Origin of the sequence: Streptomyces sp. NPDC058671 (assembly GCF_042716475.1) — a bacterium.
Classification (GTDB): Bacteria; Actinomycetota; Actinomycetes; order Streptomycetales; family Streptomycetaceae; genus Streptomyces.
This window is the reverse complement of record NZ_JBHXSA010000002.1, coordinates 317,613-342,463: the sequence shown is the minus strand read 5'-3', so window position 1 is coordinate 342,463 and position 24,851 is coordinate 317,613. Positions and strand designations below refer to the sequence as shown.

Below are 24,851 nucleotides of genomic sequence, written 5' to 3'. Positions count from 1 at the left end.
AGAAAACGACATGGCCGTCCCGGGCCGCCTCAGCCGGTGATCGTCCGGTAGTGGGTGGTCAGCCTGCCGTCGTGGCCGAGGACGTGGAAGGCGAGGGCGGGCGGCAGGTCGAGGTGGACGTGAGGGCTGTCCGGGCCGGGGTTCTCCCAGGGGAGCCGGAGGGTGGAGACGACCCCGGGGGCGACGAGCAGCGGGCGGCCGGCGAAGGTCGTGGCGGCGGCGGTGTGCGCGTGCCCCGCGAGGAAGGCCGTGAGGTGGGGGTGGCGGCCGGCGAGCACGGCGAGCCGCTCCTCACCGAACTGCCGGATCTCGTCCACGTACGGGGTGTGCAGCGGCACGGGCGGGTGATGGAAGGCGACCAGGACGGGTACGTCGTGCGGGGTGTCGGTGAGGACGCCGTCGAGCCACTCCAGCGTCTCGTCCTCCAGGAGGCCCCGGTGCTCGCCGGGGACGGACGAGTCGCAGAGGGCGACGGCGAAACCCTCGCCCCGGAGCACCTGGTTGACGGGGACGCCCGGGCGCGCTCCCGCGTGCTCGTCCAGGAGGGCCTTCCGGAAGGCGGCGCGGTCGTCGTGATTGCCGGGGCAGACGAGCAGCGGGTGACGGGAGTTCAGCAGCCGCCGCGCCTCGGCGTACTCGTCCGGGGTGCCGTGGTCGGCGACGTCCCCGGTGACGATCACGGCGGCCAGGTCGTACGGCAGCTCCTCCAGGTACCGCAGGACGGCGCGGGTTCGGTCCGTGCCGCGCGGCTCGCCGTCGACGTGGATGTCGCTGACGTGGGCGATGACGATCATGCGGCCGGATCCTCCGTGGGTGATCGCGAACGGGTCGCCCGACCGTACGACGCCGCCGCCCGGCCCGGAAAGGGCCGCCCGGGACCGGGTGGACCGCGCCGCTCCCCTACTCGAACCGGGACGTGTCCCCCGCCCCGCGGCGGACGATCTCGGGTTCGCCGCTGGAGAAGTCGACGACCGTGGTGGGTTCGGTCCCGCATTCGCCGGAGTCGAGCACGGCGTCCACCTGGTGGTCGAGCCGCTCCTTGATCTCCCAGCCCTGCGTGAGGGGCTCCGCCTCGTCGGGCAGCAGCAGGGTGCTGGAGAGCAGCGGCTCGCCGAGCTCGGCGAGGAGTGCCTGGGTGACGACGTGGTCGGGGATGCGGACGCCGACGGTCTTCTTCTTGGGGTGGAGCAGCTGCCGCGGCACCTCCTTCGTCGCCGGCAGGATGAAGGTGTACGCGCCGGGGGTGGCCGCCTTCACCGCGCGGAAGACGTCGTTGTCGATGTGCACGAGCTGGCCCAGCTGGGCGAAGTTCTGGCACATGAGCGTGAAGTGGTGCCGGTCGTCGAGGTCGCGGATGGTCCGGATGCGGCTGATGCCGTCACGGCTGCCGAGGCGGCTTCCGAGCGCGTAGCAGGAGTCGGTCGGGTACGCGACGAGCGCCCCGTTCCGGATGGAGTCGGCCACCGCGTTGATGGTGCGGGGCTGCGGGTTGTCGGGGTGGACGTCGAAGTACTTGGCCATGGGGGTCAGTCTATTTTCGCAGCCGCCGCCATACGGCCTTCGCCGCGTTGTGGCCGGACATGCCGTGCACTCCGGGACCGGGCGGGGTGGCGGAGGAGCAGAGGAAGACCGCCGGGTGCGGGGTGGCGTAGGGGCGGAGCGAGAGCGTGGGACGCAGCAGGAGCTGGAGGCCGCGGGCGGCTCCGCAGGCGATGTCGCCGCCGACGTAGTTGGCGTTCTCGGCGGCGAGTCGAGGCGGTCCGGCGGTGGCACGGGCGAGGACGCGGTCGCGGAAGCCGGGGGCGAAGCGCTCGATCTGACGCTCGACGGCCTCGGTGAGGTCGCCCCGCCAGCCGTTCGGCACGTGCCCGTACGCCCAGAACACGTGCTTGCCCTCGGGGGCGCGGGACGGGTCGACGAGGCTGGGCTGGGCGGTGATGAGGAAGGGGGCGTCGGGGGCGGTGCCGGACGAGGCCTGGCGCAGGGCGGTGCCGATCTCTCCGGCGGTGGGGCCGATCTGGACGGTGCCGGCCCGCCGGGGCTCCTCCGCGGTCCAGGGCACGGGCCCGTCCAGGGCGTAGTCGATCTTGAAGGCCGCGGCGCCGTACCGGTAGTGGTCGTAGTGGCCGCCGAAGCCGGCGATCCTGGCGAGCGCCGTCGGGGAGGTGTCGAAGACGTAGGCACGGGCGGGCGGCAGGTCGTCGAGACGCTTGACCTCGAAGTCGGTGTGGACGGCGCCGCCGAGGTCCCTCAGGTAGGCGGTGAGGGCGTCGGAGATGGCCTGGGAGCCGCCCCGGGGCAGGGGCCAGCCGCCGGCGTGTGCGGCCAGCGCGAAGACCAGGCCGACGGCGCCGGTGGCGAAGCCGCCGAGCGGGGCCATGACATGACCGACGAGCCCGGCGAAGAGAGCGCGGGCCTTCTCGTCCCGGAAGCGGCGCATCAGCCAGGTCGAGGGCGGAAGCCCGGCGAGGCCGAAGCGGGCGAGGGTGACCGGGTCGCGGGGCAGCGCGGTCAACGGCAGCTGCATGAAGTCCCGGGCGAGGGTGTCCCACCTGCCGTGGAAGGGTGCGACGAGCCTGCGGTACGCCCCCGCGTCGCGCGGGCCGAAGGAGGCGGCGGTCTCCGCGACGGAGCGGGCGAGGACGGCGGCGGTGCCGTCGTCCCAGGGGTGGGCCATGGGCAGTTCGGGATGGAGCCAGTCGAGTCCGTAACGGGCCAGTGGCATGGAGTTGAAGACCGGCGAGCCCGCCCCCAGCGGGTGCACGGCGGAGCAGGGGTCGTGCCGGAAGCCGGGGAGGGTGAGCTCCTCGGTCCTCGCGCCGCCGCCGACGGTGGATCGGGCCTCGAAGACGGCAACGGAGAAGCCGCGGCGGGCCAGCTCGACGGCGGCGGTCAGTCCGTTGGGCCCCGCGCCCACGACGACGGCATCGAGCATCGACGTCACCTTCGACACCTTGGACTCCTTCGTCAGCCGATGGCCAGGGACCTCAGGATATTCCTGTGGCCCGGGGACTCTTAACGACCCCTCAGGAGGGCCCGGACTCGGTCGGCGGTGGCCGTGTCCCTGGCCGCCGTGAAGGGCAGCGCGTTCCCTCCGGTGATGTGGAACGGCTCTCCTGCGACGGTCGTGTGGGCGCCGCCGGCCTCGGTCACCAGGAGCAGTCCGGCCGCGTGGTCCCAGGCGTACTCCCAGGAGAAGGCGGTGGCGTCGAGCGTGCCGCGCGCCACGGCCAGGTACTCGAGGCCGGCGGAGCCGCAGGGGCGGGGCGCGACGCCCTCGGTGTCCAGGCCGAGCAGGGCGCGCTTCTGCTCCGGGGTGGTGTAGTCGGGGTGCGAGGCGGCGACCCGGAGCACCGCTCCGGGCTCGGGTGAACCGGAGTGCAGGGGACGGCCGTTGAGGGTGGCTCCGCGGCCGCGTACGGCGACGGCGAGCTCGTCGAGGGCGGGCGCGAAGGTCCAGGAGGCGAGCAGCTCGCCGTGCCGGGCGAGGGCGACGAGGGTGCAGAAGGCGGGGTCGCCGTGGACGAACTGGCGGGTGCCGTCGACGGGGTCGACGATCCAGACGGGTGCGTCGCCGCGCAGCGCCTCGTAGACCGTGGGGTCGGCGTGGACGGCCTCCTCGCCGACGACCACCGAGCCGGGCAGCAGGGCGGTCAGGGACGCGGTGAGATGGGTCTCGGCGGCCCGGTCGGCGACGGTGACCAGGTCGTGCGGCCCGTTCTTCTCGACGATGTCGTGGGCGGCGAGCTGCCGGAAGCGCGGCATGATCTCGACGGCGGCCGCCTTGCGGACCGCCTCCTCCACCTCGGTCGTACGGCCGCCGAGGACGTGTTCGATGAAGTCTTCCGTCATGCCTCCAGCTAAGCACGCGGCGCTGACAACGGGATCGCCGCAGGTGTCACCCGCCGTTCTCCCGGCGAGCACCTTTCGGCCGTGTTCACCCCTTACGTGCCGGGCGGGCCCCCGGGCCCCTCGTGCCACGGCCCCCCGAGCGGCTCGTGGGCGTCCGCGCAGGGTGACCGCGTGCGCGTGGAGGCGCCGGTTGAGGCCCGGGCCCGCGGGTGGAGAGCGCCCACGGGCGCCGGCTGGTGCTGACGCGGCGGACGGTCCCGGTGCCCTCCGCGCGGCAGCGGGCCACTCACCGGGGCCTGCACTACGCGCGCACGGGCGGCCGCGCGCGTGCCCGGCTGGGCTCCGGACGCCGACAGCGGATCACGGTGTCGGACACCTGTCCGGCCCCGCGATCGGGTGACCGTGTCCGGCCCGGGTCGTTGATGCCCACGCGCGGGCCGTGACGGACGTGCGGAAACGTCTCCGCACCACAGGCGGCCCGGAGACACGGCGTCGACAGTGCGGAGATCCGGTGGGACGGGTGAGGCAGCTCATCGCGACGGTCGCGGGCGCGGTGCTGGCGGTGTGCCCGCTCGGCGTCGCGCCGCCCGCGCAGGCGGTCGTCGGCGGGCAGGAGGCGAGGCCCCACCAGTACCCCTTCATGGCGGGGCTCGTGGACGTGGTGGAGCGCCGGGTCATGTGCGGCGGGGCGCTGATCGGCGACCGGTACGTCCTCACGGCCGCGCACTGCCTGACGGGCTCGTACAGCAGCCCGTCACGCGTGGGCGTCCTCCTCGGCGACCACGACCTCACGACCGGGGCCGAGAGCCCGCACGCGGTCCTGGCGGCTCCCGAACGGTTCCTGCCGCACCCGGAGTACGACCCGGCCACCCAGCGGAACGACATCGCCCTCGTCCGGCTCGCCGAGCCGGTCGCCCTCAACCGTGACGTCCGGCCGGTCGCCCTGCCCGCCGCGTACGCCCAGGGCTCCTTCGACCGCGCCCAGGTCGAGGTGCCGGGCTGGGGCACCACCTCGTTCGGCGGCCGCACCTCCGACGTCCTGCGGACCGTCACCCTCGCCACCATGAGCAACCCGGCCTGCGCGAGCCGGGGCATGGCACACCTCGCCCCCACCCAGATCTGCACCTACGCCCCCGGCCGCGACACCTGCCAGTACGACTCCGGCGGCCCCCTGGTCCGCGCCGTCGCGGGGCGGCCGTACGTCGTCGGTCTCGTACGTACGGCAGGGAGTGCGCCACCGACACCCCGGCCGTGAACACCCGCGTCGGGTCCTACCTCCCCTGGATCGAGCGGACGACGGGCCGGCTGCCCCGCCCGTCCTGAGGACGGCGCCACCGCCGCGACCTGGCCGCCCGACACCCCGCACGGCTGAGTCACGGGCCCCGGGGGGGGCGACGCACTACGAGGTCGACGTCGTCGCGCTCGACGAGACGGCGCGAGTCGGTCTCCGCCACGGCCCGGACGGGCGCGGGGCCGTCGGCGGGCGGTCGGCCGTCAGGCCGGGGAGAAGAGGTGGTCGCTGATCATGCAGGAGGCGCCCACGACGCCCGCCGTCTGGCCCAACTCCCCCAGGACGATCGGCAGGTTGCCCGTGGCCAGAGGCAGCGACCTTCGGTACACCTCCGAGCGGACGCTGGCGAGAAGGGAGTGTCCGAGCCCCGTCACGCCCCCGCCGATCACGACCATGCCCGGGTTGAAGAAGCTCACGAGACCGGCGACGACCTGGCCGACGCGTGCGCCGCCGACCCGGACGAGTTCGAGGGAGGTGGCGTCGCCCGCCGCGGCCGCGGCGGACACGTCGGCCGCGGTCAGGCGCCCGGCCTCCTCCAGCCGTCGGGCCAGCTCCGCGGAGCGGCCCGAGCGCGCCGCCTCCTCCGCGTCCGCCGCGAGGGCGGAGCCGCTGAAGTGGGCTTCGAGGCAGCCCCGGTTGCCGCAGGCGCAGAACCGGCCCAGCGGGTCGATCTGGATGTGTCCGATGTCGCCCGCGCAGCCCGACGCGCCGTGGTGGAGGCGGCCGTCGACGACGATGCCGCAGCCGATTCCGGTGCCCAGCTTCACGTAGAGGAAGTCGCGGGCGCTCCGGGCGACGCCGGCGTACCGTTCCCCCAGTGCCATGAGGTTCACGTCGTTGTCGACCATGACCGGGCAGCCGAGGTCCTGGCTGAGCGCCTCCCTGACCGGGAACCCGTCCCAGCCGGGCATGATCGGCGGGGAGACCGGCACGCCGTCGGGGAACCTGACGGGACCGGGCAGGCCGACGCCCGCGCCGTCGAAGGCCTCCGCGACCCCGGAGTCCCGGAGCTTCCCCGCCATCGCCAGGACCTGTTCGAAGACGGCGACGGGCCCCCGGCGCACGTCGGTCTCCTCGGTGAGGTGCGCCAGCACCTCCAGCTCCGCGTCGGTGACGGCGACGTCGACGGAGGTCGCGCCGATGTCGACGCCGAGGAAACGGAGGGTCGGGGACAGCCGGATCCCGTGGGAACGGCGGCCGCCCCGGGAGGCCGCGAAGCCGTCGCCGACCACCAGGCCGGTCTCCAGGAGGCGGTCGAGCTCGACCGCGAGCCGGGAGCGCGACAGCTCCATACGGTCGCCCAGCTGGGCCCGGGAGCTCCTGCCCTCGTCCCGCAACAGGCGCAGCAGGCGCGCCTGGTGTGCGTTGGCAGGCCGAGCGGTCATCCTTCTCACGCCTTCCCCCCTCGGGTTCGTCCGGCGTCGGCAAGGACGCCGCGATGGCGCGGATGGCACGGATGCCGACTCTCGCCACCGAAGTTACCACTCGTTCACAAGGCCCCCCGACGACGCCCGGACCAGGCCTGTCCGGCCCCTCGCGACGTGCAACCCGAGAGCCGGCTGGTGGCACCCGAGGCCGGTGGGGCCGGGCCGCACGTACGGGATTCGCGGGGAGGCGGGCGACGACATGGTCGCCGTGCGGCCGCACGGCAAATTACATCGTCACAATCCGTTTCCCCACCGGGCGGCAACGGCGGCACGGCGCGTGATCAACAGCTGGCGCCCCATGTCAACCTGGTGGGGCATGCAGTGGTTTGAGCCGGAGGTACACCGCCCGTGGCGGCGAACAACAACCCCACCGTCACAGGACGGCGACTGGGAACGGAGCTGCGCCGGCTCCGCAAGGAGAGCGGCCTGACCGGTACTCAGGTGGCGTCACGACTCCTGATCTCCCAGGCCAAGGTCAGCCACATGGAGACCGGCCGCCGTGCCGTCAGCCCCCGCGATCTCCGCGACCTGTGCGCGCTCTACGGCATCACCGACGAGCACGTCGTGGACTCCCTGAGGGAGCTGGCCCTGCACTCGAGCCGACAGGGCTGGTGGCACGCCTACGGCGACATCCCCCACAGCATCTACATCGACCTGGAGACGCACGCCGACTCCGTCCACACCTACGACTCCATGGTGATCCCCGCCCTTCTGCAGACCCCCGCGTACGCGGCCGCGGTCATCGAGGAAACGATCCCCCTGGTCACGGTCGGCCAGGCCGCCGCGCGGCTGAAGGTACGCCTCCGTCGTCAGCACCGGATCTACGACCCCACCTCCGGCCTTCGCGTGGAAGCGGTCCTGGACGAGTCCGCTCTGCGCCGTGTCGTCGGCAGCCGGGAGATCATGCGCGAGCAACTCGAGCACCTGCACGCACTGAGCACCGAGCCGCACATCCTCGTGCAGGTCCTCCCCCACACCGCAGGGGCTCACCCGGGCATGACAGGCCCGTTCTCCCTCCTACGGTTCCCCGGCGGCCGCGAGCCCGTGGTGTATCTGCAGAAGTTCACCAGTGACCTCTGTCTGGAGAGACCGTCCGACGTGCGGCAGTACAGCGCGGTCCACACCCACCTGCGGGCACGGGCCCTCACGCCGGACCACAGTCGGCACCTCGTCACCGACGCCGTCAAGTTCTACACGTCCTGAGCGCCGAGGGCGACAGGGAGGAACTCGCCGACGGAACGCGCGCCACGCCCGTCCCGCAGTGTTCCTGACGTGACCCGACCGGCCGTACATCCGTGTTCACATCGGAGTCGGATTCATGGACACGTGTGCGGCGCTCTTTCATCTGAGCTAAGCGAGATCCACTCATCCGGCGGTGTCTCGGATCATCCGGCGCCTTGGCGCCGCATATTGTCATGCCACCGGACGCCGTTCAATGTGTTTGTATTAATCCCCCCTTCCCGTTCTCACCTTTTCCGAAGGAGAGAAATTTCCTGCGTAATATGCGGCATCAGCGAGAAGGCTTCCCGGGCGATCGATAGGACCCGGTGTGCCACGGCCTCCACAGAAATGGCCCCTTTGATGAAGCTGCACATCTCTCAACCGGCTCAGCGCCGCTTTCTGTCCGGCGGGCTGACTTCGACCATCGCCGCGGCGATTGCCGCGGCGATGGTCGCCGTCACACCCACGCAGGCGCTGGCCATCGCCACACCCGTGCCTCTGGGCACCACCGCCAGCTATTCCGTCCTGGCGGGTCAGGGAGTCACCAACACCGGCAACTCGGTGCTCGACCATGACCTCGGGACGCACCCGAACGCGGCCATCACCGGGTTCCCGCCCGGCCTGGTGCTCGGCGCGGTGCACCCCGCGGACGCCGCCGCCGCCCAGGCGAAAAGCGATCTGATCGTGGCGTACAACCAGGCGGCCGGCCAACTGAGCGGCCAGGCACCGGACTTCCCGCTCGCCGCGGGAATCGGCGGCGGCCAGGAGCTGCTTCCCGGCGTTCACAGGGCCACCTCCGGTGTCGGCCTCACCGGCGACCTGATCCTGAACGCCGGGGGAAATCCCAACGCGGTCTGGGTCTTCCAGATCCCCGAGGCCCTGACGACGGCCTCCAACAGCCGGATCCTCCTCACGAACGGCGCTTCGCCGTGCAACGTCTTCTGGCAGATCGGGAGTTCGGCGACTCTCGGCACCACCTCCACCTTCGTGGGCACGATCATGGCCCTGACCTCGATCTTCGTACAGCAGGGGGCGAGCGTCGAGGGCCGGGCACTGGCCCGTAACGGGGCGGTGACGCTCGACACCAACAGGATCTTCCTCGGCGGATGCGCCACCGGCGGCACGACGACCGGCACCACCACCGGCACGACTGCGGGAACGACGACCGGCACGACCACCGGAACGACCACTGGTACGACGACTGGTACGACGACCGGACCGACCGCCGGAACGACGACCGGCACGACGACCGGCACGACGACCGGACCGACCGGAGGCACGACCACCGGCACGACGCTGGGCCTGATCGGCGGCAGCCTCATCGGCGGGCCGAGCGTCAGCCTGGTGGGCGGCGGCACCTCGGGGAACGTCGCCGGCAACACGGCCGGGAACACGACGAGCGGGAACACCGTGGGCAACACCGCCGGAAACACCTCCGGCGGGACCGGCGGGAAGCCCGAGGGACCCGGTCACGGCGGCAAGCCGGACCACGGCGGCCCGGGCCACGGCCACGGCGAGGGGCCGGGCAAGCCGGGCAACGGTCACGGCGAAGGACCGGGCAAGCCGCAGCACGGCCACGACGAAGGACCCGGTAAGCCGGGCCACGGCGAAGGACCCGGTAAGCCGGGCCACGGCGAAGGACCGGGTGAGCCGCAGCACGGCGACCACGGTGGCAAGCCGGTCGAGCACTACGGCTACGCCGAGAAGCCCGCGGACCACGAGGGCTAGTCAGCAGCCTGCACGGAGCACGCCGATCGGATGACGGCGCGCGGCGGAATCCTCACCGGATCCGCCGTGCGCCGCGCTCCGTGCGCGCCGTCGACGAAAGGCGCAGAGAGCTTGGGCGTCAGCAGCACATACGAGAAAGACAGGGTGGGCGGTGTCGAGCGGAATTAGGTCAGCGGCCGTTGAGGAAATCCAGAATTCCGATCCCGTTTCCCATGCGGGCCCGGTTCCCCGGCCACGCCGTGACGGCCCTGCCGTGCCGGACGGGCGCCGTGCGGGTCCCCGCACGCTGAGGGCATCTCTGCACACCGCCGTACTCCTGTGTGTGGTGACGACTCTGGTCCATGTCGTCATGGTGTTCCTTCACGTGGCGCCCTCCAATCCGGTATCGAAGCGGTACGGCCCACAGGTCAACGGATGGGTGTACCCCTTCTTCGAACAGAATTGGCGACTCTTCGCCCCGGACCCCGACTCCTTCAATCGGCAGGTCATGGCGAGGACGGCGCACACGGAAGCCGACGGATCGGTACGGGTGAGCCCGTGGTTCGACCTGAGCGCCGTGGACAACGAGGCCGTCGAGCACCATGCGTTTCCGAGTCACACGGCTCAGAACCTCTTGCGTCGCGCCTGGAGCTCGTACGTCGAGACCCACGGGGGCGACGACACCGCGCGCTCGGAGCGGGCCGTGATGCTGCAGACGTATCTGAGGAACATCGCAGCGGACCGCCTCGCCGCCCGCAACGACGGCGGCGCCTTCGAATTCGTTCAGCTCCGGGTCGTCACCCTGCCCGTCGCCGCACCCGGCACGTCCGCCGGGGAACGCCCGCCGGTGCCCACCGAGAACCGGCTCCTGCCCTGGTGGAAGGTGACCCCCGATGGGAAATGAGCAGACCCCCCAGCTCCCCCCGACAGCGGCCGCACCGCACCGCACCGCGGAATGGCAGACGCCGCTCGCCGCCACCGCCCACCGATGGCTTCTCGACCGGGCCTGTGCTCTGTGGACACTTCTCACCGCGCGGCCGGTGTCCCTGTACGCCGCCTCGGTGCTGCGCATCGGCTACGGATCGCTCTACCTGGCCTTCCTCCTCCGCGAGTTCCCGCACCGTGACGAGATCTGGGGCCCCGGTTCTCCCTGGACGCCCGCGCTGGCTCGACAGCTCTTCGACCAGACGGGCTGGAACAGCATCCTGACCCTGTCCGGCGGCCGGGCCTACTTCGAGCTCTGTTACGTGCTGGCGCTCGTGACGTCCGCACTGTTCGTGCTGGGCTGGCGGACCCGCGTCATGTCCGTCCTCTTCGCCGTCGTCGTGGTCTCGTTCCACTCCCGAGCGATCTTCATGACGGACGGGGGTGACAACCTGGTCCTGCTGATGTCCCTCTACCTCGTCCTCACCGCCTCCGGTCGGCGCTGGTCCCTGGACGCTCGCCGGGGCCGGCTCAGGACGGCTCGTACGGGTGCCGCACCCAAGCTCGCGAAGGGCTTCTCCGCGCACCAACTCCGTTCCGCCCGAAACACCTTGACCACGGTGGTGCACAACTGCGGCATGTTCGTCATCGCCGCACAGGTCTGCTTCCTGTACGGCTCAGCCGGGCTCTACAAGGTCCAGGGGGCAACCTGGGGCGGCGGCACCGCTCTCCACTACGCGCTGAACCTCGAACTGTTCCAGCCCTGGCCCGCGCTCTCCCGGTTCGTGGACGACTTTCCGATGGCGATCGCGATGGCCGGCTACGTGACGGTGCTCCTCCAGGTCGCCTTCCCGTTCGTGCTCTTCGGCAGGCTCAAGTATCCCGTTCTGGCGGCATTGCTCGGCATGCACCTCGGTATCGCCGTACTCATGGGGCTGCCCCTCTTCTCCGGCGCGATGATCATCGCGGACGCCGTGTTCCTCCCCGACCGCTTCTTCACCTCCATGGCGCGCCTGGGGCGGCGCGCCGCCCAGCTCACAGGGGTATCCATGCTCCAGCGGCGGACAACGTGAACAACGGGCGGCAACGAGTACGCGCGCGAAGGGAGTTGTCGGACGCTGCGATACCTTGACGGCGTGACCGACATCGAATCCCGCATCGACACCTCTAGGCCGCACACCGCCCGGATATGGAACTACTGGACCGGCGGCAAGGACAACTATCCGGTCGACCGGGAGGCCGGCGACCGGATCCGCGAGCTGCACCCCGGGATCGGGGACTACGCGAAGGCCGACCGGCTGTTCCTGGGGCGGGCGGTGCGGTACCTGGCCGAGCAGGAGGGCATCCGGCAGTTCCTGGACGTCGGGACGGGCCTGCCGAGCGCCGACAACACCCATGAGGTCGCCCAGCGCATCGCCCCCGACACGCGTGTCGTGTACGTGGACAACGACCCGCTCGTCCTCGCGCACGCCCGTGCCCTGCTGGTCGGTACGCCCGAGGGGCGCACCGACTACCTGGACGCCGATCTGCGGGACGTCGACACGATCCTGGCCGCGGCCTCGAAGACGCTCGACCTCTCGCAGCCGGTCGCGCTGATGCTGCTCGGGGTCGTCATCTTCGTCGAGGACGACGAGGAGTCGTACACGATCGTCCGCCGGCTCATGGACGCGCTCGCCCCCGGCAGCCACCTCGTCCTGTCCCACACGGTCACGCACCCCGACATGCCGGATGTCGACGCGGCGGTGGCGTTCTGGAACGAGCACGGCACCCCGAAGCTCACCCAGCGCACCCCTGCCGCCGTCGCGCGCTATTTCGACGGCCTGGAACTCCTGGAGCCCGGGGTCGTGTCGTGCTCCGCCTGGCGCCCGCGGACGCCGACTCCGGACGTCGCGATGTACGCGGGCGTCGGCCGCAAGTGACGGCGGGAGAGCCTGCGGCCGTACGCCGCTGGTCCGGAGCCGGCCCGCGGCCCGACCGTCCGGGGTGTGCGGCACACCGTGGACGCAAGCAGCCGCGTCACGTCCTCAGCCCTTGCGTCAGCGGAGTGCGGGAATGACGTCGGTGCCGTAGGCGTCGATGGTCGCCTCCCTGGCGTCGTGCATGTTGTAGACGGCGAACTGGTCGACGCCCAGGTCGCGCAGCACCCTGAGCTTCTCCACGTGGGCCTCGGCGGGGCCGAGGAGGCAGAAGCGGTCGACGATGTCGTCGGGGACGAAGTCGGTGGACCGGTTCCCGGCGCGGCCGTGGTGGCTGTAGTCGTAGCCGTGGCGGTCCTTGATGTACGCCGTCAGCTCCTCCGGGACCAGGGACGAGTGCTCGCCGTACTTGGCGACCAGGTCCGCCACGTGGTTGCCGACCATGCCGCCGAACCACCGGCACTGGTCCCGGGCGTGGGCCAGGTCGTCCCCCACGTACGCGGGGGCTGCGACACACACGGTGATCGATGCCGGGTCGCGGCCCGCGTCGACGGCGGCCTGCCGGACGGCCTTGACCATCTGCTCGGTGAGGAAGGGGTCGGCGAGCTGGAGGATGAACCCGTCGGCCTTCTGCCCGGCGAGGGCCAGGGCCCTGGGGCCGTACGCCGCCATCCAGACGGGGAGCTTCCCGTTCCTGATCCAGGGGATGCGGATCGGGTTGCCGTCCACCGTCGCCTCCCGGCCCTCCGCCAGGTCGCGGATGACGTCGATGGCCTCGCCCAGGCGGGCCAGGGTGTTCGGCTTGCGGCCGGCGACGCGCATCGCGGAGTCGCCTCGGCCGATGCCGCAGACGGTGCGGTTGCCGTACATGTCGTTGAGGGTGGCGAAGGTGGAGGCCGTGACCTCCCAGGTGCGGGTGCCCGGGTTGGTGACCATGGGGCCCACGTGGAGCTTCGTGGTGTGCTCCAGGATCTGGCTGTAGATGACGAAGGGCTCCTGCCAGAGCACGGCGGAGTCGAAGGTCCAGCCGTAGCGGAAGCCGTTGCGCTCCGCCCGGCGCATCAGGCCGACGACCTGCGAGGCCGGAGGGTCGGTCTGCAGGACGAGTCCGAAGTCCACGCGGGACCTCCTGGTTCGTTCGGTACGGTCAGCTGGTTCAGTCGAGGTACTGGCAGGTGGAGCGCGGGACGAACGTGCCGTGGCCGCCGTGACCCACGTACTCCCGCCGGTCGATGACGAGTTCGCCGCGCGAGAGGACCGTCTCGACCCGGCCGGTGACCGTCCTCCCCTCGTACGCGGAGTAGTCCACGTTCATGTGGTGGGTCGACGCCGAGAGGGTCTGGCGGGCGTGCGGGTCGTAGACGACGATGTCGGCGTCCGCGCCGGGGGCGATCGTGCCCTTCTTCGGGTACAGCCCGAACATGCGCGCCGGGGTCGCGCAGGCGATCTCGATCCAGCGGCGCCGGGAGATGTGCCCGTCCACGACCGCCTGGTGGAGGAGGTCCATGCGGTTCTCGACGCCCGGGAGCCCGTTGGGGATCTTGGAGAAGTCGCCGCGGCCGAGGTCCTTCTGGCCCGTGAAGCAGAACGGGCAGTGGTCGGTGGAGACCACCTGGAGGTCGTTGCCGCGCAGCCCGCGCCAGAGCGCCGCCTGGTGCTCCCTGGGCCGCAGGGGGGTGCTGCACACGTACTTCGCGCCCTCGAAACCGGGCTCCGCGAGGTTGTCGGTGGAGAGGAAGAGGTACTGGGGGCAGGTCTCGCCGAAGACGGGCAGCCCCTTGTCACGGGCGGTCGTGATCTCGGCGACGGCCTCCTCCGCCGACACGTGCACGACGTACAGCGGCGCGCCTGCGACCCGGGCGAGCTGGATCGCCCGGTGGGTGGCCTCGGCCTCCAGGAGCGCCTTGCGGACCTCCCCGTGGTAGCGGGGGTCGGTCTGACCGCGCGCCAGGGCCTGTTCGACGAGGACGTCGATGGCGATGCCGTTCTCGGCGTGCATCATGATCAGCCCGCCGTTCTCGGCGGAGCGTTGCATGGCGCGCAGGATCCGGCCGTCGTCGCTGTAGAAGACGCCCGGGTAGGCCATGAAGAGCTTGAAGGAGGTGATGCCCTCCTGGACGAGCCGGTCCATCTCCTTGAGCGTGTGCTCGTTGACGTCGGAGAGGATCATGTGGAAGGCGTAGTCGATCGCGCAGACGCCGTCGGCCTTGGCGTACCAGGCGTCGAGTCCTTCGCGCAGCGCCTGGCCCACGGTCTGGACGGCGAAGTCGACGATGGTGGTGGTGCCGCCCCAGGCGGCGGCGCGGGTACCGGTCTCGAAGGTGTCGGAGGCGGAGGTGCCGCCGAAGGGCAGTTCCATGTGGGTGTGGGCGTCGACGCCGCCGGGCAGCACGTAGCGGTCGGTGGCGTCGAGGGTCCGGTCGGCGGTCCAGCCGGCCGCCGCGTCCGAGCCGTGCGCCGCGAGGGCGACCACACGGCCGTCCTCGATGAGCACGTCGGCGTGGAGTTCGTCGGCGGCCGTGACGACGAGGCCGCCCCGGACGAGGGTACGGGTGCTCACGGGACTCTCCCAGCTTGAGGGGCGGGAACTAGCGGGCCCTGACGGCCTGTTCGAGGATCGCCGCGCCTTCCTCGGCCTCCGCCACGGTGAGCGAGAGCGGTGGGGCGATGCGCAGGGTGCTGGTGTTGTGGCCGCCGCCCTTGCCGATCAGCAGGCCGTTCTCGCGGGCGGACTCCAGGACGGCGGCGGCCGCGTCCGGAGCGGCTCGGTCGGTGCCCGGTTCGGTGAGTTCGATGCCGATCATGAGACCTCGGCCGCGGACCTCCCGTACCGTCGGGACTCCGGCGCAGGCGGCCCTGACCCGCTCGATGAGCAGACCACCGACCCGGCGCGCGTTGCCCTGGAGGTCGTGCTCCAGGAGGTAGGAGAGGTTGGCGAGTCCGGCGGCCATGGTGACGGGGGAACCGCCGAAGGTGGAGATGGAGTTGGCGTCGAGACAGTTCATGATCTCGGCGCGGGCGACGACCCCTCCGACGGACATGCCGTTGCCGATGCCCTTGGCGAAGGTGAGGATGTCGGGCGGTCCGGCCTGCCCGTGCGCCTGCCAGCCCCAGAAGTGGTCGCCGGTACGGCCCCAGCCGGTCTGCACCTCGTCGGAGATCCACAGGATGCCGTGCCGGTCGAGGACGCGGCGGAAGGCGGCGTACAGACCGTCGGGCGGCGAGGTGAAGCCGCCGACTCCCTGGACGGGTTCGGCGATGAGGGCGGCGACGTCCCGGGTGTGGCCGAGGAGGTCTTCGAGGTCGGCGACGCACGCCTCGGTGAACCGCTCGTCGGTGTACTGCGCGTAGGGGCCGCGGGTGCGGACGCCGCCGTGCACGTACAGGGTCTGCAGCGGGGAGAGGCCGCTCGGCGACCAGGCGCGGTTGCCGGTGATGCCGACGGTGGAGAAGGAGCGGCCGTGGTAGCTGTTCCGCATGGCCAGGATCTGGTTCGAGCGGCGGTAGGCGGTGGCGAGGAGGAGCGCCGTGTCGTTGGCCTCGGTGCCGGAGGTGGTGAAGAAGACGCGGGCGTCGGGGATGCCGGAGAGGGCGGCGACCCGCTCGGCGAGTTCCACCATCGGGCGGTTGAGGTAGAGGGTGGAGGAGTGGATGATCCGTCCGGCCTGCTCGGAGACCGCCTTGGTGACCTCGGGCAGGGCGTGGGCGGTCATCGTGGTGAGGATGCCGCCGAAGAAGTCGAGGTACCGGCGTCCGTCGGCGTCCCAGACGTGGCGGCCTTCGCCGTGGGTGATCTCGACGGGGTCCCGGTAGTAGAGGGCGAGCCATTCGGGGGCGACGGCACGGTGGCGGTCGTGGAGGCTGCTCACGGCTGCACCAGCCCGTCGTACGCGTCGGGCCGGCGGTCCCGGTAGAACGCCCACTGCCGGCGCACCTGCTCGATGAGCCCGAAGTCCAGGTCGCGGACGACGAGTTCCTCGTTCTTGTCGGAGGCCACGTCACCGACGAACCGGCCGCGCGGGTCGACGAAGTAGCTGGTGCCGTAGAAGTCGTTGTCGCCGTACTCCTCGACGCCGACGCGGTTGATGGCCGCGACGAAGTACTCGTTGGCGACGGCCGCGGCGGGCTGCTCCAGCTGCCAGAGGTGGGAGGAGAGGCCGCGGTGGGTGGCGGAGGGGTTGTAGACCAGCTGGGCTCCGTTGAGGCCGAGTTGGCGCCAGCCCTCGGGGAAGTGCCGGTCGTAGCAGATGTAGACGCCGACCCTGCCGACGGCGGTGTCGAAGACCGGCCAGCCGGCGTTGCCCGGGCGGAAGTAGTACTTTTCCCAGAAGCCCTTGACCTGGGGGATGTGGTGCTTGCGGTACTTGCCGAGGTACGTGCCGTCGGCGTCGATCACCGCGGCGGTGTTGTAGTAGAAGCCCTCGCCCTCGATCTCGAAGACGGGCACCACGATCACCATGCCCGTCTCCCGGGCGAGGTCCCGCATCCGGCGCACGGTCGGGCCGTCGGGGACGGGCTCGGCCCAGCGGTAGTGCTCGGGCTCCTGGACCTGGCAGAAGTAGGGGGCGTTGAACACCTCCTGGAAGCCGATCACCTTGGCGCCCTGCCGGGCCGCCTCCCGGGCGTGCTCCTCGTGTTTGGCGATCATGGATTCGGTGTCGCCGGTCCAGGTCGCCTGGACGAGCGCGGCGCGTACGACGTCGGTCATGAGCTGCTCCTTCGGCACGGCGTCAGAGAGCCTCTACGCACGTAGACGCGGTGCGTAGGAGGAGAACGTAAGCCCCGTCACACCGCGGAGCAAGACCGCCGCCGCGAAGCGGCCGGGTCGATCATGTTTCATACCCGAGTGGTCCACGTCGGACACGTACTGACACATACGGGCAAGGACCGACACGTGCGCGTCCCGCTTCCACCGCCCCCGCCGCCGCTCCTCTTCAGGTGCCGATGAGCCCCGCCACGCGCAGCGCGTGCGACAGGTCCCGCTCGCGGGCCGCCGACACCGCGCGGGCGGCTTCGAGCAGCAGGGGGACGAGCACGCGCGGGTCCTCGCCCGCCAGCCGGGCCGCGTCCTCCGGCGCGCGGACCCGGACGAAGGCGGTGAGCAGCGCGTGGGCCTCGCGGTGGTGCCCCTCGGCCCGCAGGGCGTCGCACGCGCCCGCCAGTTCCTCGACCGGCCGCGCCACGCCCTGGCGCAGCAGCTCTTCGCAGTCGGCCGCCCTGCCCGCGTCGGCGAGCACTCCGGCGACCGCCGCGAGACGGTCCGGCGGCAGCGAGGCGGCCTCCCAGAGCAGGATCGACCAGTCGGCGCCGAGTCCCGCCCGGTGGAGCTCTCCGGCGAGGGCCGGCAGCAGAGCGGGCGGGCCGTCGACCGCCTCGCAGAGCAGGACGTGCGCCTCTCCGCTACGGCCCTGGGCGCGGAGCCGCTGCAGGGCGTAGACCGCGTTGACCGCGGCGCGGACGGCATCGGCGGGTGGGGCTGCCGGGGCTCGCACCACGTCGGCCTCCCGGCCGGACGAGGCACCACCGCCGAACCGCGCCCCCCCGGGGGGCCGCTCCCCCGGCCGGCGGCACGGACCCGGGGACGGGCGCGGTCACCGGCCCCTGCTCCTCGGCCTCGCTCTCCAGCCACGCGTACCGCGCACCCCGCGGCCGCCGCTTGACTTTCGCGGGCCGGGACGGGGGGCCGGGGGCGGGCGCCGCGGCGGGGGACCGAGGGGCGGGGGCGGGGGCGGGGACCGGGATCCAGGCCGCTGGGACGGGTGCGGGTGCGGGGGCAGGCCCGGGGGACGGGGCGGGCGCCGAGGCCGGGGCCGGGGCCGCCGGGGCAGGTGTCGGGGCTGAGGCAGGCCCGTGGGACAGGGCAGGCGCGGGGGCCGGGGCCCAGGCCGCTGGGGCAGGTGTCGGGGCTGAGGCAGGCCCGGGGGACAGGGCAGGCGCGGGGGCCGGGGCCCAGGCCGCTGGGGCTGACGTGGCAACCGAGCCAGGTGCGGGTGTGGGGGCCGGGGTCGGCTCCGGACCTCGGGGTCCAACCGCTCCGGCCGCCCCGGCCCACGCGCGCGCGGGGGCCGCGGTCGGCTCCGCGCCCCGGTGCCCAGCCGCTCCCGCCACCCCTGGCCACGCGGGTGCGGGACCCGGGGCTCGCACCGGGTCCCGGGGCCCAGCCGCTCCCACCGCCCCGGCCCGCGCGGGGGCCGGGGCGGCCGGTGGCGGGGCCCAGGGCGTCTGTCCCGTCGGCCCCCGCTCCCCCAGGCGTTCCAGGCGGGTCGTCAGGTCCTCGAAGCGGGCCGTCGCCCGCGCGTGGTCGTCCCGGGTCCAGGCGAGGTCGTGTTCCAGGCGGGCGGCTTCCTCCGGGGGCGGGGCCGGGGTCGCCCGGAGCCGCCCGTCCAGTTCGAGGGCGCGGGACTCGGCGTGCCGGCGTTCACGGTCCATGAGCTCCCGGCGCTCGGTGAGGGCAGCCGCCGCGCCGGGGCGCCGGTCATGGGCGCCGGTGGCTGCCACGTACAGCGTCCTGCCCCGGACGGCGAGCGGCCCGTCGGTCGGTTCGCCCGCGTCCTGGAGCAGGGACTCGACGACGTCCCAGGGCAGGATCTCCGTCCCGTCGAAGCAGGCGCGCAGGCCCTCGGGGTCGCGGTCGGCGAAGACCGCGTACCAGCCTCCGCCGGGCGGGATGCGGTCGGCGAGTTCCGCAAGCCAGCGCGCGAACGCTTCCTGTTCGGACGGAATGTGATATGCCGTCATGCGTCACGCACCTGCCCCGCGGTCGACTGGAACCTACCGGTCCGCGGGCATTGGACCGCAGTCGTGTTACGGGACGACTACGGGCCGTTTTCCTCCGGGTACTTCGGCGCGCACATCACCCGAAGCGCACGACGATCCCGGTGTGCGGGCGCTTCCCGAACCGGGCGAGCATGGCCGGCACGTCGATGAGCCAGAACCGCCAGGTGTACTTGCGCGAGAGCAGCCCCCGGATCCGGCGCAGCTCCTCGCCGTCCACCAGCCGGCCCTCCCCCTCGACGCGCTCGGCGCCCTCGGCGACGTTGCCACGCACGTCGCAGACGGCGGCCACCACGCGCGCGTCGTTGCGCAGGCGCTTGACCTTCCAGGAGTCGGAGCGGGTCCACACGTACAGCTCGGCGCCGTCCACCGCGTACCAGACGGGCGTGGCGACCCCCGTGCCGTTCTTCCGGTAGGTGGTCAGGCTGACGTAACGGCCGCGTCGCAGCTCTTCGGGCATCATGCCCGGGAGCCTATGCCGGGGTCGATCGGCGCGCTCACGCGGGCGCGAGGGCGCACCGTGCGACCAGTTCGTCCATGGAGAGGCCGAGGACCCTCGCGAGGGCCGCGACGGTGAAGAACGCCGGGGTCGGGGCCCGGCCGGTCTCGATCTTGCGGAGGGTCTCGGCGGACAGGCCGGCCGCGGCGGCGATCTCGACCATGGACCGGTCGCCGCGCGCTTCGCGCAGGAACAGGCCGAGGCGTTCGCCGCGCTCGCGCTCTTCTGGGGTCAGGGGTGTGCGCACCATGACCGCATTCTAATACCGGTATAATAATTGGCATGGTGGAGATCAAGACGAACGAGAACCTGGCGGCCATGCGCGAGTCGGGGCGGGTGGTGGCGCGCGCCCTCGCGGCCGTACGGGAGAAGGCGGCGCCCGGTGTCGCGCTGACCGAACTGGACCGCGCCGCCCGGGAGGTGCTGGCCGCGGCCGGCGCGGGCTCGCCCTTCCTCGGCTACCGCCCGGAGTGGGCGCCGGTGCCGTTCCCCGCCGTCGTCTGCGTCTCCGTGAACGACGCCATCGTCCACGGCGTCCCGGACGACACCCGGCTCGCTCCCGGCGATCTGGTCTCCGCGGACTGCGGGGCGCTCCTCGGCGGCTGGGCGGGCGACTCGGCGATCAGTTTCACGGTGGGACCGGCCCGGCCGGAGGACACCCGGCTGATCGCCGCGGCGGAGGAGGCACTGGCGGCGGGCATCGCGGCGGCCGTCGTCGGCAACCGCGTCGGCGACATCGCGCACGCGATCGGCCGGGTCTGCCGCGCCGCCGGATACGGCGTCCCGGACGGCTTCGGCGGCCACGGGATCGGCCGCACGATGCACGAGGACCCGGGCGTCCCCAACGAGGGACGCCCGGGCCGGGGCATGAAACTGCGCCACGGAATGGTGCTGGCGATCGAGCCGATGCTCATCGGGGGCGGTACGGACGACCACTACACGGCGGGCGACGGCTGGACGATCCGCACCCTCGACGGCTCGCGCGCCGCGCACGCGGAGCACACGGTGGCGATCACGGACGAGGGCCCGCGCATCCTGACGGCACTCTAGGGCCCGTCACCGAGCATCCGGCCGCCGCCGATCAGCGGGCCGCTCGCCGATCGACGAGCAGCGCCAGGAGGCCGGGGGCCCTCGGGGCTACCTCCCCGCCGGGCGGATCACCATCGCCGATCCGCCACCCCTGCGGACCTTCTCCGCGGCGGCCACCCAGCGGCCGTCCGGCAGGCGCTGGACGCCGGTCGCCGCGCCGATCTCGGGGTTCTGCCGGAAGCCGTGCCCGATCGCCTCGAGTTCGGCCCTGACCGGGCTGTTCCACAGGCCGGGTTCGAGTTCGGTGGTCGTCTGGTTGCGCTGGCTGGCACGCGGCGCGGCGATCGCCTCGACGAGCGGCAGGCCCCGGTCGACGACCCCGGTGAGGGTCTGCAGGACCGTCGTGATGATCGTCGCGCCGCCGGGGGAGCCGAGGGCGAGGACGGGCCGGTCGTTCCGGTCGAGGACGATCGTCGGGGACATCGAGGAGCGCGGCCGCTTGCCGGGGCCGGGCAGGTTCGGGTCGTGCACGGCCGGGTTCGCCGGGGCGAAGGAGAAGTCGGTCAGCTCGTTGTTGAGCAGGAAGCCCCGGCCCGGCACGGTGATGCCGCTGCCGCCGGTGGACTCGATGGTGAGGGTGTACGCGACGACGTTGCCCCACGTGTCGGCCACCGTGAGGTGCGTGGTGTTCTCCCCCTCGTACGTGGTGGGGGCCGCCGTACCGCCGCTCGCGCACGGCGCCGGGTGGTGGGGGTCGCCGGGCGCCAGGGGGCTGGTCAGGACGGCGTCGTCGCGGATCAGGCAGGCGCGCGAGTCGGCGTACCGCTGGGAGAGCAGCCCGCGCGTCGGCACCCGCTCGAAGGCCGGGTCGCCGACCCAGCGGCCCCGGTCGGCGAAGGCGATGCGGCTGGCCTCGATGAACCGGTGGAGGTAGCGGGCCTGCGGGGCGCGCGCGAGGTCGGTGCCCTCCAGGATGTTGAGCGCCTCGCCGACGCTCGTCCCGCCGGAGGAGGAGGGGGCCATGCCGTAGACGTCGAGCCCCCGGTACGAGACCTTCGTGGGGCGGCGGGACTCCGTACGGTACGAGCCGAGGTCACGGATCGTCAGGTCTCCGGCGCGGACGTTCCGGGTGGCGCCTTCGCGGACCGGGGGCGTACGGACGGTGTTCACGATGTCCCGGGCGATCGGGCCCCGGTAGAGGGCGCCGACGCCCTGGCGGCCGAGCGTGTCGTACGTACGGGCCAGGTCCGGGTTCTTGAGGACGGAGCCGACCACCGGCAGCTGCCCGCCGGGCAGGAAGAGGGCGGAGGTGGCGGGGAAGTCGCGGAACCGTGCCTCGTTCGCGGCGGTCTGCGCACGGAAGGTCGGGTCGACGGTGAAGCCCTCGCGGGCGAGGCGCTCGGCGGGTTCGAGCAGGGTGTCGAGCCGTTTGCTGCCCCAGGCGTCGAGGGCGGTCTTCCAGGTCGCCGGGGTGCCGGGGGTGCCGACGCCGAGGCCGCTGGTCATGCCCTCGTCGAAGGGGATGGGCCTGCCGTCCTCCAGGAAGAGGTCGGCCCGAGCGGAGCGGGGCGCGGTCTCGCGCCCGTCGACGGTGTGCACGGTGCGCTTCTTCGCGTCGTAGTAGACGAAGTAGCCGCCGCCTCCGATGCCCGCGGAGTAGGGCTCGGTGACGCCGAGGGCGGCCGCGACGGCGACGGCGGCGTCCACGGCGTTGCCGCCCTCGCGGAGCACCTCGATCCCGGCGGCGGACGCGTCGGCGTCGACACTGGCGACGGCGCCGCCGTAGCCGACGGCGACGGGCTCCTTGACGGGTGGCGGCGGGGTGGCCGGCGGGGCCGTGGGCGGGGCGGCGCCGATCGAGAGCACCGTCGCCGCGACGGCGAGAACGGAGACCTTCCCAGCGGCGGAGCGACGCATTCCCTACCTCCAGTCGATGACCGTCCGCGCAGCGTAACGCCCCCCGCCACGATCCGTCAGGACCGCCTCGAACAAGATGCCGCTTCCCCGCTACCATGCGCGCCCATGGACGAAGACCTGCGCAACATCGTGCTCGGGGTGCTCGCGACGGGTGTCAGCGCCTCCCTCGGCTGGCTGACCCGCACGTACCTCTGGCGGCGCGGGCTCCGCCGGAAGCAGGCGTTCTTCGGCCTCCCCGGGAACGCCGAGTGCCTGCTCGTCGTGAACCGGGAATCGGGCGGCGACAGGTCGGTGCACCGCTTCGACGTGTTCGCGCTGCTCGAACTGTCCGCGCTGATAAAGGACTGCGGAGCGCAGGCACGGATCCTCTCGCACGACCAGACGCACCAGGGCTTCGGCGACCGTACGGAGTTCTGCGTCGGCGGGCCGTACAGCAATCGGCGGATGGCGGCCCATCTGGCGACCCTGCTGCCGGGCGTCACGGTGAACGTCGAGGTGGAACCGAGCCCGGACCGGGGCGCGTTCACCATCGGCACGGAGTCCTACCGCTCGGAGGCGGGCGTCTGCGAGTACGTGATCCTCGCCCGGCTCACCGCCGGGGAGGGCGGGCGGCCGGTGTTCCTCTTCTGCGGGCAGCGGGCCATCACCAACCAGGCGGCCACGCGCTATCTCGCCCGCCATCACGTCGAATTGGCGCGCCGCCACCGTTCGGGCTCGTTCGTGCTGCTCCTGAAGGTGGTCAACTCGCAGGCGTACGGCCCCGATGTGGTGGAGCTGGTGGCCGACGTCACGCGTGAGGCCCGGACGGTTCCCGCAGTCGCACCGGCAGTGACGTGACGCCGTTGATGAAGTTGGAGACGAGGCGGCGGGGCGGTCCGGTGAGCTCCAGCCCGGCGCAGGAAGCGCGTACCTCCTCGTAGAGCACGCGGAGTTGGAGCCGGGCGAAATGGGCTCCCAGGCAGACGTGCGGGCCGTCACCGAAGGAGACGTGCGCGTTCGGGGCGCGCGCCAGGTCGAGACGCCGGGGGTCGGGGAAGACGCGCTCGTCATGGTTGGCGGAGGCGTGGAAGACGACGACCTTGTCGCCGCGCCGGATCGCCCGGCCCGCGAGCACGGTGTCACGGGTCGCGGTGCGCCGGAAGGAGAGCACGGGCGGGTGCACGCGGAGGAGCTCGTCCACCGTCGTGTCCGCGCCGACCTCCCCGTCCCACCATCTCCGCTGCTCGTCGGGGTGCCGGGTGAGGGCGAGGAGCCCTCCGGGGGCGGCGGCGCGGACCGTGTCGTTGCCGGCGACGGTCAGCAGGAAGAAGAACATCTCCCTTTCGGCGTCGGCGAGTTCCGTGGTGGCGAGCGAGGTCATGATGTCGTCGGCGGGATGCGCCCGCTTGTGCGCGGCGAGTTCCTGGGCGTAGGCGAACATCTCGGCGAGCATGGCGGGTGAGCGGGGGTTGACCGGTCGGCCCCGGGCGTCGAGGACCGGAGGCTGGTCGGGGTCCTGGTAGGCGATGACCCGCTCGGTCCAGGCGTGGAGCAGTCCGCGGTCGGCGGCGGGCACGCCGAGCAGGTCGGTCAGGTTGAGCAGCGCGTAGTCGTCGGTGACGGTCCGGACGAGGTCCGTCCGGTCGCCGTCCGCGCGGGCCGCGTCGAGCAGGCTCCTGGCCCGCTCGCGCGCGGTGACCGCGAAGCGTTCGATCCGCCCCGGGGTGAAGGCCCTGCTGACGAGCCGCCGCAGGCGTCCGTGGTCAGGAGGGTCCTGGTTGAGCATCATGCGCCGGATGAAGGGCAGGTCGGCGGGGTCGGGGTCGCGGATCTGGGTGGCGCCGAGGCACGAGGAGTACGTCCCCGCGTCCTTGAGCACCCGGGTGACGTCGGCGTGTCGTGTGACGGCCCAGAACCCGGGCCCGGCGGGCCAGCCGAGGATCTCCGGCTCCTCCTGCCACGCGACGGGTGCCAGGTCGCGCAGGGCGCGGAAGCGGTCGTGCGGGATGCCGGCCGCGTAGATCCGCGGGTCGAACACGTCGGGTATCTCGCTCGCGTCCCCCACCGTGCCTCCCGCCATGCCGTCCAGGGGTGCGGTCGGCTCCATCATGTCAGGGCGGCGGCGGCACCGTGGAGCTCCTGGACCCCGTCGCCCCGCCGAGCACCTCCGCAATCGTTACCCGCACGTAACTTACCGACCGGTTACCACGGGTAAGCCGTTCCGGTTACCGTCGGGTCACTTTCACTGCCCCCCATCCCCCGCCCCAGCGGTGCACCCCACCGCCGGGGCTCGCACCACCCCCGCACTGTCCCCG

General features: G+C 72.5%; 22 protein-coding genes. 8 read left to right on the top strand and 14 right to left on the bottom strand.

Going from position 1 to position 24,851, the window contains the following annotated elements:
• Nucleotides 1-29: 29 nt before the first annotated feature.
• From ACFWV2_RS03735 to ACFWV2_RS03720, 4 genes are all read right to left on the bottom strand, one after another.
• Nucleotides 30-794 carry a metallophosphoesterase gene (locus ACFWV2_RS03735; protein WP_384401123.1) on the bottom strand — a complete coding sequence of 255 codons (765 nt, stop codon included), beginning with the start codon at nt 792-794 and terminating at the stop codon, nt 30-32.
• Between the two features lie 106 nt (nt 795-900).
• Nucleotides 901-1,521, bottom strand: coding sequence for an L-threonylcarbamoyladenylate synthase (locus ACFWV2_RS03730; RefSeq protein ID WP_384401120.1), 621 nt, complete (start codon nt 1,519-1,521; stop codon nt 901-903).
• A gap of 10 nt (nt 1,522-1,531) precedes the next feature.
• The gene (locus tag ACFWV2_RS03725) at nt 1,532-2,944 is read right to left on the bottom strand and encodes a phytoene desaturase family protein (protein ID WP_384401483.1); all 1,413 of its coding nucleotides are present in this window, start codon (nt 2,942-2,944) and stop codon (nt 1,532-1,534) included.
• A 71-nt stretch (nt 2,945-3,015) separates the two neighbouring features.
• Nucleotides 3,016-3,852: an inositol monophosphatase family protein gene (locus tag ACFWV2_RS03720; RefSeq protein ID WP_384401117.1), complete on the bottom strand. Its 837-nt coding sequence runs from the start codon at nt 3,850-3,852 to the stop codon at nt 3,016-3,018.
• A gap of 520 nt (nt 3,853-4,372) precedes the next feature.
• On the opposite strand from ACFWV2_RS03720, the gene ACFWV2_RS03715 reads away from it, so the two are divergent.
• On the top strand, nt 4,373-5,107 hold the full coding sequence (locus tag ACFWV2_RS03715; protein ID WP_384401114.1) for a serine protease: 735 nt from the start codon (nt 4,373-4,375) through the stop codon (nt 5,105-5,107).
• A 239-nt stretch (nt 5,108-5,346) separates the two neighbouring features.
• On the opposite strand, the gene ACFWV2_RS03710 is transcribed toward ACFWV2_RS03715, so the two are convergent.
• The gene (locus tag ACFWV2_RS03710; RefSeq protein WP_384401112.1) at nt 5,347-6,528 is read right to left on the bottom strand and encodes an ROK family protein; all 1,182 of its coding nucleotides are present in this window, start codon (nt 6,526-6,528) and stop codon (nt 5,347-5,349) included.
• Nucleotides 6,529-6,918: 390 nt separating this feature from the next.
• On the opposite strand from ACFWV2_RS03710, the gene ACFWV2_RS03705 reads away from it, so the two are divergent.
• From ACFWV2_RS03705 to ACFWV2_RS03685, 5 genes are all read left to right on the top strand, one after another.
• Nucleotides 6,919-7,773: a helix-turn-helix domain-containing protein gene (locus ACFWV2_RS03705; protein ID WP_384401109.1), complete on the top strand. Its 855-nt coding sequence runs from the start codon at nt 6,919-6,921 to the stop codon at nt 7,771-7,773.
• Between the two features lie 378 nt (nt 7,774-8,151).
• Entirely contained in the window at nt 8,152-9,519 is a 1,368-nt protein-coding gene (locus tag ACFWV2_RS03700; protein WP_384401106.1) for an ice-binding family protein, read from the top strand.
• Between the two features lie 322 nt (nt 9,520-9,841).
• The gene (locus ACFWV2_RS03695; RefSeq protein ID WP_384401103.1) at nt 9,842-10,402 is read left to right on the top strand and encodes a DUF5819 family protein; all 561 of its coding nucleotides are present in this window, start codon (nt 9,842-9,844) and stop codon (nt 10,400-10,402) included.
• A complete protein-coding gene (locus ACFWV2_RS03690) occupies nt 10,392-11,495 on the top strand; it encodes an HTTM domain-containing protein (RefSeq protein WP_384401100.1) in 1,104 nt (367 codons plus the stop codon). The genes ACFWV2_RS03695 and ACFWV2_RS03690 overlap by 11 nt, the downstream gene beginning before the upstream one ends.
• A gap of 63 nt (nt 11,496-11,558) precedes the next feature.
• Nucleotides 11,559-12,341, top strand: a complete 783-nt coding sequence (locus ACFWV2_RS03685) for an SAM-dependent methyltransferase (RefSeq protein WP_384401097.1) — start codon at nt 11,559-11,561, stop codon at nt 12,339-12,341.
• A gap of 117 nt (nt 12,342-12,458) precedes the next feature.
• Here ACFWV2_RS03685 and ACFWV2_RS03680 read toward each other — a convergent pair whose 3' ends face one another.
• The 7 genes from ACFWV2_RS03680 to ACFWV2_RS03650 form a co-directional block, all read right to left on the bottom strand.
• On the bottom strand, nt 12,459-13,457 hold the full coding sequence (locus ACFWV2_RS03680) for a TIGR03842 family LLM class F420-dependent oxidoreductase (protein ID WP_384401094.1): 999 nt from the start codon (nt 13,455-13,457) through the stop codon (nt 12,459-12,461).
• A 37-nt stretch (nt 13,458-13,494) separates the two neighbouring features.
• Nucleotides 13,495-14,898, bottom strand: a complete 1,404-nt coding sequence (gene hydA, locus ACFWV2_RS03675) for a dihydropyrimidinase (protein WP_384401091.1) — start codon at nt 14,896-14,898, stop codon at nt 13,495-13,497.
• A gap of 28 nt (nt 14,899-14,926) precedes the next feature.
• A complete protein-coding gene (locus ACFWV2_RS03670; RefSeq protein ID WP_384401087.1) occupies nt 14,927-16,207 on the bottom strand; it encodes an aspartate aminotransferase family protein in 1,281 nt (426 codons plus the stop codon).
• Nucleotides 16,204-17,046: a nitrilase-related carbon-nitrogen hydrolase gene (locus ACFWV2_RS03665; RefSeq protein ID WP_384401084.1), complete on the bottom strand. Its 843-nt coding sequence runs from the start codon at nt 17,044-17,046 to the stop codon at nt 16,204-16,206. The genes ACFWV2_RS03670 and ACFWV2_RS03665 overlap by 4 nt, the downstream gene beginning before the upstream one ends.
• Before the next feature lie 226 nt (nt 17,047-17,272).
• A complete protein-coding gene (locus tag ACFWV2_RS03660) occupies nt 17,273-17,833 on the bottom strand; it encodes a hypothetical protein (RefSeq protein WP_384401081.1) in 561 nt (186 codons plus the stop codon).
• A 1,358-nt stretch (nt 17,834-19,191) separates the two neighbouring features.
• Nucleotides 19,192-19,575 carry a PPOX class F420-dependent oxidoreductase gene (locus ACFWV2_RS03655; protein WP_384401078.1) on the bottom strand — a complete coding sequence of 128 codons (384 nt, stop codon included), beginning with the start codon at nt 19,573-19,575 and terminating at the stop codon, nt 19,192-19,194.
• A gap of 34 nt (nt 19,576-19,609) precedes the next feature.
• On the bottom strand, nt 19,610-19,861 hold the full coding sequence (locus tag ACFWV2_RS03650) for a helix-turn-helix domain-containing protein (RefSeq protein ID WP_384401075.1): 252 nt from the start codon (nt 19,859-19,861) through the stop codon (nt 19,610-19,612).
• Nucleotides 19,862-19,893: 32 nt separating this feature from the next.
• On the opposite strand from ACFWV2_RS03650, the gene map reads away from it, so the two are divergent.
• Nucleotides 19,894-20,661, top strand: coding sequence for a type I methionyl aminopeptidase (gene map / locus ACFWV2_RS03645; protein ID WP_384401072.1), 768 nt, complete (start codon nt 19,894-19,896; stop codon nt 20,659-20,661).
• A gap of 87 nt (nt 20,662-20,748) precedes the next feature.
• Here the strand turns inward: map and ggt are convergent, their stop codons facing one another.
• The gene (gene ggt, locus ACFWV2_RS03640) at nt 20,749-22,557 is read right to left on the bottom strand and encodes a gamma-glutamyltransferase (RefSeq protein ID WP_384401069.1); all 1,809 of its coding nucleotides are present in this window, start codon (nt 22,555-22,557) and stop codon (nt 20,749-20,751) included.
• Nucleotides 22,558-22,662: 105 nt separating this feature from the next.
• Here ggt and ACFWV2_RS03635 point away from each other — a divergent pair, with 105 nt between their 5' ends.
• A complete protein-coding gene (locus ACFWV2_RS03635; RefSeq protein ID WP_384401066.1) occupies nt 22,663-23,394 on the top strand; it encodes a hypothetical protein in 732 nt (243 codons plus the stop codon).
• Here ACFWV2_RS03635 and ACFWV2_RS03630 read toward each other — a convergent pair.
• Nucleotides 23,345-24,616 (bottom strand): cytochrome P450, encoded by a 1,272-nt coding sequence (locus tag ACFWV2_RS03630; RefSeq protein WP_384401480.1) that lies wholly within the window; start codon nt 24,614-24,616, stop codon nt 23,345-23,347. The two genes, ACFWV2_RS03635 and ACFWV2_RS03630, sit on opposite strands and share 50 nt — an antisense overlap.
• Nucleotides 24,617-24,851 lie beyond the last annotated feature (235 nt).